This is a genomic window from Flavobacterium magnesitis (genome assembly GCF_041729735.1).
Lineage (GTDB): Bacteria > Bacteroidota > Bacteroidia > Flavobacteriales > Flavobacteriaceae > Flavobacterium > Flavobacterium magnesitis.
This window is the reverse complement of the sequence record NZ_JBCFQK010000011.1, coordinates 14342-30610: the sequence shown is the minus strand read 5'-3', so window position 1 is coordinate 30610 and position 16269 is coordinate 14342. Positions and strand designations below refer to the sequence as shown.

Sequence of the window (16269 nt, the reverse complement as noted above, 5' to 3'; positions counted from 1 at the left end):
TGTTGTTTTTGATACATTTTGAATGTCTAAACTTGCTGCCGAAGATAAATTTCTGGATTTATCCGATTATGGAAGACCTTTTGGTAAATTACTTGCCAATTCATTAAAAAATACCCGATTTACTCCAATTCACGTTACGCTACTTTTTGGTTTTTCTGGTATTCTGGGCATTTATTGTATTCTGACCAATCACTATGTTTGGGCTGGATTTTTTATCCTTTTAAAGTCAATCATTGATGCCGCTGATGGAGAATTGGCTCGAATAAAAAACACGCCGTCTTACACTGGAAGATATCTGGATAGTATTTTTGATATTATCCTCAACTTTTTGTTTTTCATAACCATTTGCTACGTTTCTACTACATCGCTTTGGTTAACGCTATTGTCGTTTTGTTGTATTCAATTGCAAGGAACTTTATACAACTATTATTATGTCATTCTCAGAACAAAGTCTGTTGGAGGCGATGCTACCAGTAAGATTTTCGAATACAAATCGCCAAAAGCACTTCCTGGAGAAAGTCAAAAATCAGTTGATTTTTTGTTCCAAATTTACACTGTTGTTTATGGAATTTTCGACAAAATCATTCACACTTTAGATCCCGAAGCTTATAAGGTAAAAACATTTCCAAACTGGTTTATGACCTTTGTTTCTTTGTACGGATTGGGTTTTCAATTATTATTAATTGCCGTTTTATTGCCTCTAGGCTGGATCGAAATGATTGTTCCCTTTTTTATTGGTTATTCCCTTTTGATTTTTGTTTTAATAGGAATTCGAAGAGTTTATATCAAATAAAAAAGAGTAAAAACGAACGGTCTTTACTCTTTTTTACGAATGATTTTGTAATGTTATTTTTTAGTTTTAATTGAACAGCCAATTGCTTTTGTAGTTTCTGGCGAAGGAGTTTTACCACTTTCTAAAGCCGCAATAGCATTTTCAAGGTATTTTTCTTTTACATCAGCAGCGCTATCCACATTATCATCTATAGCTCCAATGTACTTTACCACACGATTTTTATCCAATAAAAAAACATGAGGTGTTTTTGTAGCGCCATATTGCGGATAAATCCTTTGCCCTTCGTCAAATAAGTACGGAAAAGCAAATCCTTTTTCTTTCGCTCTAACTTTCATTAATTCGAAGCTATCTTCGGCTTGAACCGCTGGATCATTTGGATTAATCGCTAATAAAATATATCCTTTTGATTTGTATTTTTTAGCCAAATCATTGATTCTGTCTTCATACTTTACAGCAAAAGGACAATGATTACAAGTAAAAACGACTATAAAGCCTTTTGCGCTCTTATAATCGGACATTCCATACATTTTCCCATCAACCGATTTTAATTTAAAATCAGTGGCTGTATCGCCAATTTTGTAAGGCGTTGGCACATTTGAAGTAAAAGCTGTCCCTAAAAAGACAGAAACAAATAATAAAAGAGCTGGTAAAATTTTCATGGTATAAAATTGTTAGTTAATATTTGAATTTACATATTCATTTAATTCTTCATAGCTGGCAAACATCTTTTCTACAAAAACTTTTTTCCCGTTTTTAATGATTAAAGTTGCCGGAATTGAGCCCGACCAATCTTTATCTACAGCCGGAAGCCAAGTATTATAATCCTTATCTGTTAGTAAAACTACTTCTGATTTGATGGCTTTCTTTTTCAAAAAAGTCAACAATTTTGCTTCGTATTGATTCTTAAAATCCAAACTTACAAGCACCACTTTCACGTTTTTATTTTCTGAATTGAGTTGTTCGAAATGGGGTAATTCCTTCACACAAGGAGCACACCAGGTAGCCCAAAAGTTGACTACATAAGTTATACTAGTATCGCTTAAAACTGCTTTCTCTAAAGCAGCATAATTATCATAAACGGCAATTTTTTGAGCTTGAATTTGAACCGAAAAAAGAAACATCACGGCAAACAAAATATAATATTTCATATCTATTTTTTAAAAATTTTAATCGAACGAATTTACAATCTTTAAGTTGTTTTTGGTGCACCCTTAACAAAAAATTATTAGTGCCAATTTCCCAAAATCAAGACCTCAACTATACGTTTTCAAACTCCTTTTGAATAAAAAAAAGACACCTTTTATAACTAAAAACGAGTATCGATTTGGTAATAATTTAACACTAAAAAACATAAGTTTTCAGAGTCGTTTTTAAGCTCATTTTGAAGCCGTTTTCAACACCTGTTTTTAGGCAAAAAAGCGAACTTTAAAAACCTAAAAAAAGCAACATTATTTTTCCTTTTTTATTCCAGAAAAAGCAACTGTAAAAAAGATAAAAGTACAGCTCAAAAAAACAATTCAAAATTATACCGAAAAAATTAGCTCTAAAAAAAAACTCTTAATTAAAAGAAAAACTCAACAAAAAAGAGTATTTAAAAAATCATTTATTACTAATAGCAAAACGTATAATAAAATTATCTAAAATACTTTTTTTACAAAATAAAAAATATACTTTTACAAAACAATAACTTTGAAAAAATGAATTTATATTTTTTAAGTAACAGAGTATAAATTCTAAAATATTATCTTCTAAAATTAAGTAAAATCACTAAAGAACTAATAAACAATGACTATAGAAATAATCTATAGTATATTTTAAAAAATTAAATTCCAGTATTTTATATATAATTAATTAAACTTTAAAACTAACTGAATAATTTAGAATAAAATAAGTCATTAGCATTCCTGAAAAATCAATCTAAAACTAAAACAGGACACATAAATTAAAACAAAATGCTTTTACTTAAACAAAAACTTTAAATGATAAACATTGAAAAGAGAACCCTCAAAATGGCAAAAAAATCACCAATCACCTCCCATTAAAATCATCTTTTGATCAATCATTTTATTAAGCCATAACAAGATTACAAAACACAACTACCTACTCTTTTCTCGTTACAACTTTCTAAAAAGCTTAAACTTGAAACAGGCTATTCTGTATTTTTAAACTATATTTACAAGAAGTAAAAACGAATTAAAAAAAAGGGTATTTTCGAAGCAAAAATCAAGTCCATTTTTCAGCTCAAAAACAGTTCTATTTTACAGCTTAAAAAAGCAACAAAAAACACCCTATAAAAACCTTAAAAAAGATGAGTTCAGAAAAAGAAAAAATGATTGAAGGAGAGTACTATTTAGCAGGCGATCCTACTCTAGTAAAAGAGCGAAGAAAAGCTAAAAATTTATTACATAGATTGAACGTAACCGAATACCGATTAACAAAAAAAGCAAGAGAAATTTTAAAAGAATTAATTCCAAATGCGGGACCTAATTTATACATCGAACCACCTTTTCATTGTGACTATGGATACAATATTATTTGCGGAGAAAATGTTTACTTCAATGTAAATTGTGTGGTGCTAGATTGCACTAAAGTGACTATTGGCTCCAACGTGTTTTTTGCTCCCGGCGTTCAACTTTATACCGCCACTCACCCACTCGATGCTGAACTTAGAAAGACACTTGAAAATGCCTTACCAATAACCATTGGAGACGATTGTTGGATAGGTGGTAATTCGGTAATTTGTCCTGGAGTAACAATTGGAAATGGATGTGTAATTGGAGCTGGTTCGATCGTGACTAAAAACATCCCTGACAATTCTCTTGCTGTAGGCAATCCTGCCAAAGTAATTCGGAAATTAAATCAAGAATAATCTAGCTATTCCAAAAAATGATTCAACTAAAACACATTCACCATATCGCCATTATTTGTTCGGACTACGAAAAATCAAAACGGTTTTACACTGAAATACTCGGACTAGAAATTGTTCGCGAAGTATATCGTAAAGAAAGAAAGTCCTACAAACTTGATTTAGCTTTGAACGGAAATTATTGTATCGAATTATTCTCTTTCCCTAATCCTCCCGAAAGACCTTCCAGGCCAGAAGCGCAAGGATTACGCCATTTGGCTTTTGCCGTTGAAAACTTAGACCAAACTGTTTCTTTTTTAAATTCGAAAAACATTGACGCAGAACCCATTCGCGTAGACGAATTCACTGAAAAACGATTTACATTCATAGCCGACCCTGATCTTTTACCTATCGAATTCTACGAACTTTAATTTCTTAATTTAATTCATTTCTAAACCTGAAAAAACTCAGATTAATAAACTCTCTCATTGTAAAATCTTATCATTAATACAAATCAAAAACAAATATTAAATGTTTTTCTATAGTTAAAAAAAACTTGTTTTTTGTTGCGAAAACGCAGGTTTTGTTTTTTTTTCACATAATTTTGCCATTCAATAAAGATTTCAAGTAATGAAAACTACCGCACAAATTAAAAAAAACTACCAACTTATTAAATTCCAAAAACTAGTAATCGTCTCTCTTTTAATTGGTTTTCTCTCTGCTCTTTTAGGGATTAGTCTAAAAAAAATCACAGAATATTATGAAGAAATATTCTTTCACCAAGCCAATGTAAATCCGTTTTTCTATGTTTTATTTCCTGTTTTTGGTTTGTCGGTAATTTATTTTTTACGTCAATATCTTTTTAAGAGAAAAGAAAACAAAGGTATAAAAGAGGTTTTTGAAAGCACCAATTCTAAAACAAAAAATCTTCCTTCTTATAAAATCCCATCGCATACCATCAACGGATTACTAACCGTTATTTTTGGAGGTTCTACCGGTATCGAAGTTTCTACCGTTGTTGCAACAGCCACTATTGGATCTGTAGCACATCAAAAAGAAAATATCTTTCGTCAATACAAAACAGAACTCATTTGTGCCGGAGTAGCAGCGGGAATTACGGCTTTATTTAGCAGCCCCATTGCTGGAATTTTATTTGCTCTCGAAGTAATTTCGAGAAAAGTAACCCGTGCTTTTATCATTACAAATCTAATAGCGGTATCGATTGCTTTTGGTCTTTTGACTTTATTAAAAGAAGAGCCTTTATTTGCCGTTTCTATTACTACTTGGCATTTAAGAGCGATTCCTTACTTTATTTTACTCGGAATTTTAGCTGGAATAAATTCAGTTTATTTGACTAAATGTGTTTTATTTTTCAAATCCCAATTTTCGAAAATTTCGACTCATTATCACAAAATCATTATTGGCTCTGTAATTTTGAGTGTCTCACTTTTTATATTCCCACAATTATACGGAGAAGGTTATCATGCCATTAAAAATATTATTATCAACAGTGAAAACCCAATTCCTTTAACGCTTACTTTGGCCTTTACATTCATAAGTATTTTAATATTGAAACCTATTGTAACATCCGTGACTCTTGCCTCTGGAGGCGATGGTGGTGTTTTTGCACCTAGCCTGTTTATTGGTGCATTTTTAGGCATATTAGTTGCTTCTGTACTCAATACTTTTTTCGATACACAAATCATCCCTATTAACTTTATGGTAATTGGTATGGCTGCGGTTTTGAGCGCCAGTATCCATGCACCATTTACGGCAATCTTTTTGGTTTGCGGACTTACAAACAATTACACTTTATTTTTTCCAATATTAGCTACCTGCCTTATCTCTAAATATACCGCAAAAATGATCTACCCTAAAACGGTTTACACCTTTGTTCCAAGTATTTAAATTTAAAATCATGCCGACTTCTAAAATTAAACGCAGTTTTCGTAAAACCCGCTACATTCTATACAAAGAGACTTTAATTGATTACAAAGAGCAGTTTTGGTCGTTTTTAGGTTCATTTATTGGAATTGGGGTCATTGCTTTTTTCCAAAGCCGTCAATTTTCACATCAGGATTTTGTGTATCTTATTGGTTCATTTGGTGCTTCCAGCGTATTAGTTTATGGAATCATCGAAAGTCCATTCTCCCAACCCAGAAATCTTATTGGAGGGCATTTAATTTCTGCTTTTATTGGAGTAAGCATTAATTATTTACTACCTCATACTATGTACATTGCAGCACCGTTAGCGGTTTCATTGTCGATAGTTTTTATGCAAATAACAAAAACCTTGCATCCACCTGGGGGAGCAACTGCTCTGATAGCCATTATTGGCACACCCAGAATTAAAGATTTAGGCTATTGGTATGTATTATCTCCTGTGTTAACGGGAGTATTAATCTTGTTTTTTACTGCTTTAATTTTTAACAACATGACCTCCAGCCGTAAATATCCTGCACACAGTACTTACAGCAAACACTACCATAAAATCATAAAACGGTTCAAACGTAACAACTAATTCATTATCAAAACTATCGTGGTTTGTTTATAAAAATTCACAAATCGCATTGGGATTAAAAAGGATTAAATGTACCTTTGACTTTTTTACAAAAACAACGATTATGGTTTATAAATTTAGAGTAATCTTAGACACAGAAGAAGATATTTTTAGAGATATCGCTATACTAGATGACGATACTTTAGAAGATTTACACAATGCTATCTTCAATTCCTTTGGGTTTGATGGTATGGAAGTTGCTTCTTTTTACACTTGCGATGAAACTTGGAATCAAGAAGATGAAATTTCGTTTTTTGACACTGGAGATGTTCCTGGTGAACAAAAAATCATGAGTGATTATAAACTTTCGGACATTCTTGACCAGGAAAATACAAAAATCATTTATGTATATGATTTTATCAATATGTGGACTTTCTTAGTGGAACTTGCAGCAATCGAAGAACAAACTGCGGGAGCAATATATCCAGAAACCTTGTTCTCTCACGGTGAAATGCCAGACGAAGCTTTAGAGAAAAACTTTGAAGCGGATAATGCTGATGATTTTTATGATGAATTTGAAGATGGTCTGGATGAAGATGACATGGATATGTTTGAAGGCGACGACAGCTACGAAGATTACGGCTTTGAAGAAAATTGGAACTAGAATAAACCGATATTAAGAATCAAGAGCCAAGATGAAAGACCTCAAAAAAATGTCTTTTTTCTTGGCTCTCGCATCTAAAAACAAAACAACTACATGATTAACTTATTCAACACACACATCGAGACACTTTCTATTCACAGAGTAGGAAATAAAAGCCGAAATGAATCTATCTTTTTATCAGAGCAGCCTTTTAATCTACAAGATGAAATTGTACCGCTTATAAAAGAATTCTTTTTTAAACCTTTTAGAGAAAAAGAAGAAAACTATTTTCAATTTGCACACGAAGTTGATTTAGATTACAATGATATGTACAAGTATGCAACCGAAATTTTTGAAAACCCAGGCACTTTGCACGAAGGTTCTAAAAAAATCACGAAGCACTTATTTGAACAATCCAATCATCCGCACATTAAAAACGGAGAAGTTTATGTTACTTATTTAACAAACATCAATATCGACAACAATGTAGTTGACGCTATTGGAATTTTTAAAAGTGAGTTACAAAGTGACTTTTTACAATTTGAAGAGAAAGAATCGAATCTGGAAATGATTTTGCAACAAGGAATCAACCTGAGCAAATTAGATAAAGGTTGTTTGATTTTCAATCATAAAAAAGAAGAAGGATACAAAATCTTAACTGTAGACAGCAATCGTTATGATGCGCGTTATTGGTTAGAGCATTTCTTATCAGTAGATGCTTTTGAAGACGAGAATTTCATCACTAAAAAGTACTTGAAATTTTGCCAGGGTTTTGCGAAAGACGTTGTTTTTCCTGCCGAAGACAAAAAAGAAGAAGTAATGTTCATGAACCGTTCCGTAAATTATTTTGCAAAGAACGATCAGTTTGAAGAACAAAATTTCTTAAACGAAGTTTTAGACAATCCTGATTTGATTCCTGAGTTTAAAAACTACAAAGTTGATAAGGGAGAAAAATACAGTATTGAAGACGTTACTTCATTCCCAATTGCAAATGCCGCAGTAAGCGATGCCAGAAAATCGATTAAAAACGTAATTAATTTGGATACCAACATCCAAATCAAAATGGATTTCATTAATCCTGAAAGTGCTGAAAAATTTGTAGAAAAAGGTTGGGACGAAGAAAAACAAATGTATTACTACTTAGTATATTTTAATAAAGAACAAAAATCTTAATTCTTTTCAGAATTCAATCCATCTCCAATTGCTTAGCAGTTGGAGATTTTTTTTATAAAAATTTCTTGTAAAACTACATTTCAAAATAAAATAATAGAACAGGATAATTCACTATTTTTGTATAGTAAATAAAACAGCAAATGAATCATCTTTTATTTAAAGAAAGTCCGTTTAAAACCTTGATTTCTTTTCACAAACTCATTGAGTCACTAGAAGAAATTGCCTTATCAGATGTTGATTACCGCTCTAATTATGCCAAATCATTATTAAAAGAAATCGAGTCAGTTCCTGAATTCAGCACAGGAATTAAAGATTTTTCTATTATTGAAGACAATAAAAAAATTATCAGAAACCTACTTTCTGATTTATTTCCTACGGCACTTACTAATAATGAAATCAAAGCAGTTACCATTCCGTTTCAAAATGTTACTTTCAATCGTACTAAAAGATTTAAAAAAATTGTAAAAAATGCTGGCGATCTCGATTTAACCATTCGTGATTTTAACGAAGACCAATTTTATGTGCTTAGTTGTATTTTAATTTTGAATGCTTATTACAAGCAAAAATTTGATTACAACAAACCTTTATTTTATGATATTCCAGATGCTGATGGAATTATAAATCATTATCGTATTCTTTACAATGCCGATTTTATAGAAATTTATCCTTCGGAAAATGCCATAAGTTTAAGTCCGGAAGATATTGATGAACTAATGGACAACTTTGAAAACGTAGCCTTATGGAAAGAGAAATTCCCGCTAGAAAGTTGGGTTTTAAAAGGATTTGGAATCATTAGTTTATTTGATGCAACTAAAGAAAGTGCTATTTCTAACTTAAAAAGCACCCTTTTAAGAAGAGATAAAAAGACAAAGGAAGACAGTAAAATTTCCGAAAACATTTTTAAATCTTTTTTTAAAATCCCTGATTTGAGAATTGGAATTAGTATTTATAATGACGAAGAAAAAAAGTTCGTCAAATTGCCTTTTGACGAAAGCAGCATTGGAAGTTTTATCATTCAAAATAACGAAGTAGAATGTTGTAATGCTTTTCATGGATGTTCTTTAAATGCTCTTTTAGAAGCAAAAGAATCTATTTCTATTTCTAATGTAGAAACCTTTGCAACAATTCCTGGAAATGAAAAATTTGGACAATTATTATTAAGCCAAAATATAAAAAGCTGTATTTTTAGTCCTGTAGTAAAAGACAATAAATTACTTGGAATTATCGAAATGGTTTCGGCTACGCCAAGGCAATTAAACAGTATTAATGCTAATAATTTAAAATTAATTCTGCCTAATATTGTTGATACACTTGAACGCCACGATACTGATTTACTAAATCAAATCGAGGCTATAATTCAGCGTGAATATACTGCCATACATTCTAGCGTATATTGGAAATTTAAAGCTGAAGCTCAGAAAAATCTGCAAGCAAAAGCTTCTGGAAACGAAGCTGTTTTTAAAGAAATTGTATTCAAAGAAGTCTATCCGCTTTACGGTCAAATTGATATTAATGGTTCTTCGGAACATCGAAATAATACGGTAAAAGAAGACTTAAAAAATCAATTACAAAGTATTTTAACTATTTTCGAAAATTCGAAATCAATACATAAGTTACCTTTAGTAGAACAACGAAATTTTGAATTGTATTCTTTCCTTAAAGAACTTGAAAAAGAGTTAAAAGCAGATACCGAACAACAAATACAAAATTACATTGAAAGAGAAATTCATCCTTTGTTACGCAATGCTATAATTGACAGTGAAGATAAATTGTTGATTGATGCTTATTTTGAAAAATTAGATTCTAAAACACAGCTTTTTTACCATGCTCGTAAAAATTTTGACGATGCAATGGCTGTTATAAACAAAAAAATGGCAACGGTTTTAGATAACGAACAAAATGAAGCACAAAGCATATTTCCGCATTATTATGAACGTTTTAAAACCGATGGTGTGGAACACAATTTATACATTGGTGCTTCTATTACTCCCACACAATCTTTTGATTTAATGTACTTAAACAACCTAAGATTATGGCAGTTACAAACCTTATGCAAAATGGAATTAGAACATCATCGTTTGAAACAAATCTTGCCTTATAGATTAGAAGTAAGTTCGCTAATTCTAGTTTTCAGTTCTCCTATTTCCATCCGATTTAGAATGGATGAAAAACGCTTTGACGTTGATGGTACTTACAATGCCCGTTATGAAGTAGTCAAAAAACGTATCGATAAAGCACACATTAAAGGAACAAACGAAAGAATTACTCAAAAAGAAAAAATCACTATTGTTTATTCGCATCAATATGAAGAAGTAGAATACTTGAAATACATTCAGTTTTTACAGTTCAAAAAAATACTGGAACCTACCATTGAACAATTTGAAGTAGAAGAACTACAAGGTGTTTATGGTCTAAAAGCCATTCGAATAAAAGTATTAAATACCGAAGGAAATGTAGATACAAAATATACGTATCAGGAATTATTAGCTACTTTGCACTAAACTCTGGTGGATTGAAAAGCCAAGATAAAAGCTATGAATGAAATAATAATTCCAACCATAAAAATATTATAGGTAATACGTAACAATTTATATTTTTTCTCTAAAACAATTCCTAAAAAGTACAAATCCTTAATCATCGAATTGTATAGATAAGTATTGTCTTTCATCATTTCATTCATCGCCCATTCGTATTCGTCTAAAGGCATTTTGTAAAAATTACCAAAGAATAATAAATTTACTTTTCTATCCTCGATGTCTTTTCTTGTAAAAACACCAGTTGTAACTTTTGGTCGAGTGGAAAGAATGGCAAAAACTATAGAAACAACACTAAACATCAACATAATAAAAGTTGGAATAACCAAATGTGCATTACTCGGACTATCTAATTTAGGCACTATCGAAGACAAAGCAATCGAAATAATAATTGCATTTACTGATAGTAAAATATTAGCTTTACTATCAGCAATTCCACTCAAACGGGTGTGATTGCTTAACGTAACTCTAAACAAAGTATCAATACCACGATCTGGTTTAGGTATTTTGAATGGCTTATCAGCCTTATTTTTTTTCTCTTTCTTAATTTCTTTATCCTCTTCCATTCGTTTGATTTTCTCTTGAATGATACTAATATTTTTCTCTTTGAGCTGCTGCCAATTGGCAATTGCATAATCCGTATAATATTGATGGTATTGCGTCAATACGCTTAGATTTTCTTTTGCCCATTCTAAATCAGAAGTTTGTTTTTGCTTGACACATTCCCATTCTCCCCTTAAAAGCTCGCATCGTTCACAATAATTAGCTACTGTAAAATGATAAAAATCGGCATCTTTTATAATTTTTTCAAGAATAGTTTGCGGTACATAATGAAATTCTGTTGCCCTAATCAAAGCATTTACCAGATCAATATACTCGGATGATTTTTCATATTGGTTCAAAAATTCTGTTGCAATTTTTACACTTCTTTCTTCATGATTTTCAAAACCATGAATATAACCCGTATCATGAAACCACGCCGCAACCACTAGTATTTCATGCTCTAACGGATTATTTTTTTCTTCTTCCGAAAGGATTTGCACAGCCTTAACAACATCCGAAGTATGGTTAAAATTATGGTAAATAAATGAACTAGAAAGTTTATCTTTGAGTAAATTATAAACAAAATCTTGTACTTGATCTGTAAAGTTCATAAGTAAATTTTTATACTACTAAATTATGAAATTGTTTCCGGTTATGCGATTCATCAAAATTAAAATATTTTTTTGCGCAGTTGTTGCTTTTTTCATCATTACTTCTTGCGCAACATCTCATTCCCAATTTGGACGAGAGTCAAAAAAAATCACACTAACTAACGACAAGGATACAACAAAAATTGCACATCGCTTTTTTTTAATTGGCGATGCTGGAAATGCTGATAAAAAAAATGCTAAAAAAATCCTGAATTCGTTACAAGAACAACTACAACAATCTGATAAAAATGCTACGTTATTATTCCTTGGAGACAACATTTATCCAAAAGGAATGCCGGATAAAAAAGAAGATAAAAACTACAACACTGCCTTAGAAAAAATCACAACCCAATTAGCTATTTCTAAAAATTTTAAAGGAAAAACTATTTTTATTCCTGGAAATCACGATTGGTATTCGGGTATTAAAGGGCTAAAACAACAAGAGAAAATTGTTAATAAATATCTTGATGAAAAAAAAGCATTTCTTCCTGCTGACAGCTGCCCTATTGACGACAAGAAAATAAACGATCAAGTGTGTTTAATTACCATAGATAGTCAGTGGTTTTTAGAAGATTGGAACAAAACCCCAACCATGAATGACGATTGTTCTATAAAAACACGTGAAGCTTTTTTTGAAGAATTAGAAAGCATTTTAAACAAAAACAAAGACAAAACGATAATTTTAGCACTTCATCATCCTTTAATGAGTAACGGGACACACGGAGGACAATTTTCGTTAGAAAAACAATTATTCCCATTAGAGCAAAAAATTCCGTTACCAGTTCTGGGTTCTTTCATCAATTTCTTAAGAAAAACATCTGGAATTAGTCCACAAGACATTCAGAATAAGCAATACCAATTTCTTGTAAAACGAATTAAAACACTTTTACAACATCAAGACAATGTAATTGTAGTTTCGGGACACGACCACAATTTGCAATACATCGAAAATGAAAAAATCAAACAAATTATTAGCGGTGCGGGATCAAAATCAGAAGCAGCAAGAGCAATATATCCTAATGATTTTTCTTATGGAAAAAATGGTTTTGCTACCTTAACCACTTACACAAATGGAAAATCGGTTGTTGAATTCTACGGAATTGAAAATAATCAAACTACAGTATTGTTTCAAAAAACACTTTTAGAACCTAAAAAGGTAGATGCAAATAATTATGCTGATTCTTTTCCTTCTAATACAAAAGCATCCATTTACAGCACTGAAATGACTTCAAAAAGCGGATTTTATAATTTCCTTTTTGGCAAACATTATAGAAAATATTACAGTACTTCCATCGAAGTACCAAGTGTTACCTTAGATAAACTTCATGGCGGTGTTACACCACTAAGAGCTGGTGGTGGACATCAATCTAAATCCCTACGTCTGGATGATGCTCAAGGCAAAGAATATGTGATGCGTGCTTTAAAGAAAAGCGTGAGCCGATTTTTACAAAGTGTGGCTTTTAAAGATCAATATGTAGAAAACGAATTTGAAAATACGTATGCTGAGAATTTTCTATATGATTTCTACACCACTTCTCATCCTTATGCTCCTTTAGCGGTTGGGAATTTAGCTGATCAAATTGGCGTTTTTCATAGCAATCCAAAGCTTTTTTATATTCCAAAACAAAAAGCATTGGGAGAATTCAATGTGAATTTTGGCGATGAATTATATCTTGTTGAAGAAAGACCGTCTGACAGTCAAAAAGAATTGGCCAGTTTTGGTAAATCTGAAGCCATTATTGGAACCGATGATCTGCTTGAAAATTTACAAAAAGACGAAAAATATGCTGTTGACGAAAACGAATACATCAAAGCCAGATTATTTGACATGCTTATTGGCGATTGGGACAGGCATTATGACCAATGGCGCTGGGCTGAATACAAAATAGGCGATAAAGTAATCTACAAACCAATTCCTCGTGATCGCGATCAGGCATTTTCAAAATATGATGGAACATTATTATCGTTATTGATGAATATTCCAGCGCTTCGCCACATGCAAAGCTTCAAAAATGATATTAAAAATGTAAAATGGTTCAACCGAGAGCCGTATCCTTTGGACTTGGCTTTTCTAAAAAAATCTGGAGAAAAGGAATGGATTGCACAAGCTAAATTTATCGAAGAAAACTTAAGCGACGAAAGCATTGATGCGGCTTTTAATAATTTACCTACCGAAGTTCAAGATGAAACTATAGCTTCGATAAAGCAAAAATTAAAATACCGTAAAACACAATTGACAGCTTATGCCAGTCAATACAGCCGCGTTTTAGAAAAAACAGCCATTGTGGTTGGCACCAATAAAAGAGACTTATTCCGCATAAAACCTATCTCTAAAAACAAAGTTGAAATTACTGTTTATCGAATTAAAAAAGAAGGAGAAGAACTGGTTTACAGCAAAACATTCGATAAGTATTCCACAAAAAATATTTGGATTTACAGCTTAGACGATGATGATATTTTTGATTTGCAAGGTGCTCAAAAATCAGCAATAAAAATAAAATTGATTGGAGGTCAAAATAACGACAATTATACTATTAGTAACGGAAAAAACATTAAAATTATTGATTTCAAGTCAAAAAAGAACACTTTTGAAACCGATTCCAGAACAAAAACTTTCTTGACTGATGATTATGAAACGAATTATTACAATTATCAAAAACCAAAATACAATGCTTTTTCAGGCTTACCTTCCATTGGATTTAATCCAGATGATGGTGTGAAATTAGGAATTAGTGCAAACTATACAGTAAATCATTTCAAACAAAATCCATATACTTTAAAGCATACTTTAAAAGCTAACTATTATTTTGCTACTGATGGTTTCGAATTAAATTATCATTTAGATCTTCCTAAAATAACAGAAAAATGGAATTTTGGTTTTGATACACAATTTACCAGTCCCAATTTTGCTATTAATTATTTTGGTTATGGAAACAACAGCGTAAATACGGATGAAATAAACGGAATGGACTACAACCGTGTACGCATTAGCATGCTGAAATTTGCACCACAAATAGAAAGAATTGGAAGATTAGGAAGCAAACTTAATTTTCAAGTTAGTTATGAAAATTATGAAGTAGAAAACGACTCTGATCGTTTTATTTCTATTCCTTCTATTGTAAATCCTGGTATTTTTGAACACCAACAATTTGCTGGAGTTGGAGCACAATATAGTTTTGAGAATTACGATAATATTTCTCTTCCTTCCATGGGAATGGGATTTATGGTTGCTGCTAATTGGAAAATGAATCTCAACAACAGCAAACAAAATTTCCCTACATTAGAATCTAAAATCAATTTTAATCATAAAATAGACCGTCAAGGAAAAATTGTTTTGGCTACATTATTAAAAGCAAAAGCAATTTTAAATAATAATTTCGAATTTTATCAAGGCGCTACTTTAGGTGGAGATTATGATTTGAGAGGTTTTAGAAACCAGCGTTTTTTAGGTAATCAATCTTTCTTTCAAAGTAGTGATGTTCGTTTTTATATTGGAAAAATCAAAAGCAGTATTATTCCAATGTCTTACGGATTTTTTGGTGGATATGATTACGGAAGAGTTTGGTTAGACGGTGAAACCTCTAATAAATGGCACCAGGCTGTAGGTGGCGGTTTATGGCTTAACGGACTTAATATTGTTACGGCTCGATTGACTTATTTTCAAGGTGACGATGATGCGCGAATTGCTTTTGGACTCGGATTTGGCTTTTAATCTATGTTGTTTAAATCCAATAGATAAACCTTTCCTCCTATTTTTTTTGTCTTTTCATCGACAATTAAAAGGGTGGAATTGCCTTTAAAACCAATGGCTTCTTTTTGAGAAAAATGATCTAAACTAACTCTTTTTACTTTTCCAGAGAAAAAATTATCCGAATTAAAATTTTCAAAAATCCATACTTGGCTGTGACTTAGCAAAATTACTTTTTGCCTATCAGGACTGATGCTTGCACCGGTAATGGCTGCATTTTGATAACCACCTTTGGCTTTAAACTGACCAAACAATTGCGCTTGATGAAATCCAGCCTGATTAGGAACTTTGTACAAAAAAGTCGTTCCGTCAAAGCCTTTGCTTCTATTTTTAGTAAAAAGATAAAAGTTGTTTTTGTACTCTACAAAAGCTTCCACATCATAAAAAAGTTGTGTTTTCTTAGGTGGAAATTCGGTTTGCTCAGGATAGGCAAAACTAATTTTATACGAAGGAATCACCGATGAATTGTTCAAAGAATCTTTGTCAATTTTATAAATTGCCAAATCTTTTCTGGTATTGTCATTATTTCCAAAATCGCCAATGTATAGATTTTCGTTGGTATCCTTCGTTATATCTTCCCAATCTATATTTTCGGTTTGGGCAATTGTTATGGTTTTTTCAATTTTCCCATTTTTATTTAATCCATAAATTTTATTAGCATTTCCACTATCTTCTAATACCCAGGCTAACTGAGTGCTGTTGCTATAAACAATTCCAGATACTTCTTTTAGTTGTTTTGGTAAAGCATACAATTCGGTTATAACAGACGAATCTCCTTGACAAAAACTCAATAAAGAAGATAATAAAACGATTGGCAAAATCTTTTTCATCATAAAAATA

Annotated in this window: 13 protein-coding genes; 9 read left to right on the top strand and 4 right to left on the bottom strand. The window is 31.5% G+C overall.

Annotated elements, in window-relative coordinates:
- Nucleotides 1-22: 22 nt before the first annotated feature.
- Nucleotides 23-793, top strand: a complete 771-nt coding sequence (locus tag AAGV33_RS08865; RefSeq protein WP_373391616.1) for a CDP-alcohol phosphatidyltransferase family protein — start codon at nucleotides 23-25, stop codon at nucleotides 791-793.
- Between the two features lie 53 nt (nucleotides 794-846).
- Here the strand turns inward: AAGV33_RS08865 and AAGV33_RS08860 are convergent, their stop codons facing one another.
- Entirely contained in the window at nucleotides 847-1452 is a 606-nt protein-coding gene (locus AAGV33_RS08860; RefSeq protein WP_373391615.1) for a thioredoxin family protein, read from the bottom strand.
- Between the two features lie 12 nt (nucleotides 1453-1464).
- The gene (locus AAGV33_RS08855) at nucleotides 1465-1941 is read right to left on the bottom strand and encodes a redoxin domain-containing protein (protein WP_373391614.1); all 477 of its coding nucleotides are present in this window, start codon (nucleotides 1939-1941) and stop codon (nucleotides 1465-1467) included.
- Between the two features lie 1160 nt (nucleotides 1942-3101).
- Between AAGV33_RS08855 and AAGV33_RS08850 the strand changes: the two genes are divergently transcribed.
- The 7 genes from AAGV33_RS08850 to AAGV33_RS08820 all read left to right on the top strand — a co-directional run bounded on the left by AAGV33_RS08850 (nucleotide 3102) and on the right by AAGV33_RS08820 (nucleotide 10455).
- Nucleotides 3102-3662, top strand: coding sequence for a sugar O-acetyltransferase (locus AAGV33_RS08850; protein ID WP_373391613.1), 561 nt, complete (start codon nucleotides 3102-3104; stop codon nucleotides 3660-3662).
- 17 nt (nucleotides 3663-3679) lie between these two features.
- On the top strand, nucleotides 3680-4069 hold the full coding sequence (gene gloA2, locus AAGV33_RS08845) for an SMU1112c/YaeR family gloxylase I-like metalloprotein (protein ID WP_373391612.1): 390 nt from the start codon (nucleotides 3680-3682) through the stop codon (nucleotides 4067-4069).
- A 199-nt stretch (nucleotides 4070-4268) separates the two neighbouring features.
- A complete protein-coding gene (locus AAGV33_RS08840) occupies nucleotides 4269-5546 on the top strand; it encodes a chloride channel protein (RefSeq protein WP_373391611.1) in 1278 nt (425 codons plus the stop codon).
- A 10-nt stretch (nucleotides 5547-5556) separates the two neighbouring features.
- Nucleotides 5557-6159 carry an HPP family protein gene (locus tag AAGV33_RS08835; RefSeq protein ID WP_373391610.1) on the top strand — a complete coding sequence of 201 codons (603 nt, stop codon included), beginning with the start codon at nucleotides 5557-5559 and terminating at the stop codon, nucleotides 6157-6159.
- Between the two features lie 103 nt (nucleotides 6160-6262).
- Nucleotides 6263-6802 (top strand): IS1096 element passenger TnpR family protein, encoded by a 540-nt coding sequence (locus AAGV33_RS08830; protein ID WP_373391609.1) that lies wholly within the window; start codon nucleotides 6263-6265, stop codon nucleotides 6800-6802.
- Between the two features lie 93 nt (nucleotides 6803-6895).
- Nucleotides 6896-7954 (top strand): nucleoid-associated protein, encoded by a 1059-nt coding sequence (locus AAGV33_RS08825; protein ID WP_373391608.1) that lies wholly within the window; start codon nucleotides 6896-6898, stop codon nucleotides 7952-7954.
- A 140-nt stretch (nucleotides 7955-8094) separates the two neighbouring features.
- On the top strand, nucleotides 8095-10455 hold the full coding sequence (locus tag AAGV33_RS08820; RefSeq protein WP_373391607.1) for a GAF domain-containing protein: 2361 nt from the start codon (nucleotides 8095-8097) through the stop codon (nucleotides 10453-10455).
- Here the strand turns inward: AAGV33_RS08820 and AAGV33_RS08815 are convergent.
- Nucleotides 10452-11642, bottom strand: coding sequence for a Pycsar system effector family protein (locus AAGV33_RS08815; RefSeq protein WP_373391606.1), 1191 nt, complete (start codon nucleotides 11640-11642; stop codon nucleotides 10452-10454). The genes AAGV33_RS08820 and AAGV33_RS08815 overlap by 4 nt on opposite strands.
- Before the next feature lie 25 nt (nucleotides 11643-11667).
- On the opposite strand from AAGV33_RS08815, the gene AAGV33_RS08810 reads away from it, so the two are divergent.
- Entirely contained in the window at nucleotides 11668-15393 is a 3726-nt protein-coding gene (locus AAGV33_RS08810; protein ID WP_373391605.1) for a metallophosphoesterase, read from the top strand.
- Here the strand turns inward: AAGV33_RS08810 and AAGV33_RS08805 are convergent.
- Nucleotides 15390-16262: a hypothetical protein gene (locus AAGV33_RS08805; protein ID WP_373391604.1), complete on the bottom strand. Its 873-nt coding sequence runs from the start codon at nucleotides 16260-16262 to the stop codon at nucleotides 15390-15392. The genes AAGV33_RS08810 and AAGV33_RS08805 overlap by 4 nt on opposite strands.
- Nucleotides 16263-16269: the final 7 nt, after the last annotated feature.

Coding starts and splice junctions, on each gene's coding strand:
- AAGV33_RS08865 (WP_373391616.1), top strand. CDS start 23: ATGTCTAAACTTGCTGCCGAAGATAAATTTCTGGATTTATCCGATTAT.
- AAGV33_RS08860 (WP_373391615.1), bottom strand. CDS start 1,452: ATGAAAATTTTACCAGCTCTTTTATTATTTGTTTCTGTCTTTTTAGGG.
- AAGV33_RS08855 (WP_373391614.1), bottom strand. CDS start 1,941: ATGAAATATTATATTTTGTTTGCCGTGATGTTTCTTTTTTCGGTTCAA.
- AAGV33_RS08850 (WP_373391613.1), top strand. CDS start 3,102: ATGAGTTCAGAAAAAGAAAAAATGATTGAAGGAGAGTACTATTTAGCA.
- gloA2 (WP_373391612.1), top strand. CDS start 3,680: ATGATTCAACTAAAACACATTCACCATATCGCCATTATTTGTTCGGAC.
- AAGV33_RS08840 (WP_373391611.1), top strand. CDS start 4,269: ATGAAAACTACCGCACAAATTAAAAAAAACTACCAACTTATTAAATTC.
- AAGV33_RS08835 (WP_373391610.1), top strand. CDS start 5,557: ATGCCGACTTCTAAAATTAAACGCAGTTTTCGTAAAACCCGCTACATT.
- AAGV33_RS08830 (WP_373391609.1), top strand. CDS start 6,263: ATGGTTTATAAATTTAGAGTAATCTTAGACACAGAAGAAGATATTTTT.
- AAGV33_RS08825 (WP_373391608.1), top strand. CDS start 6,896: ATGATTAACTTATTCAACACACACATCGAGACACTTTCTATTCACAGA.
- AAGV33_RS08820 (WP_373391607.1), top strand. CDS start 8,095: ATGAATCATCTTTTATTTAAAGAAAGTCCGTTTAAAACCTTGATTTCT.
- AAGV33_RS08815 (WP_373391606.1), bottom strand. CDS start 11,642: ATGAACTTTACAGATCAAGTACAAGATTTTGTTTATAATTTACTCAAA.
- AAGV33_RS08810 (WP_373391605.1), top strand. CDS start 11,668: ATGAAATTGTTTCCGGTTATGCGATTCATCAAAATTAAAATATTTTTT.
- AAGV33_RS08805 (WP_373391604.1), bottom strand. CDS start 16,262: ATGATGAAAAAGATTTTGCCAATCGTTTTATTATCTTCTTTATTGAGT.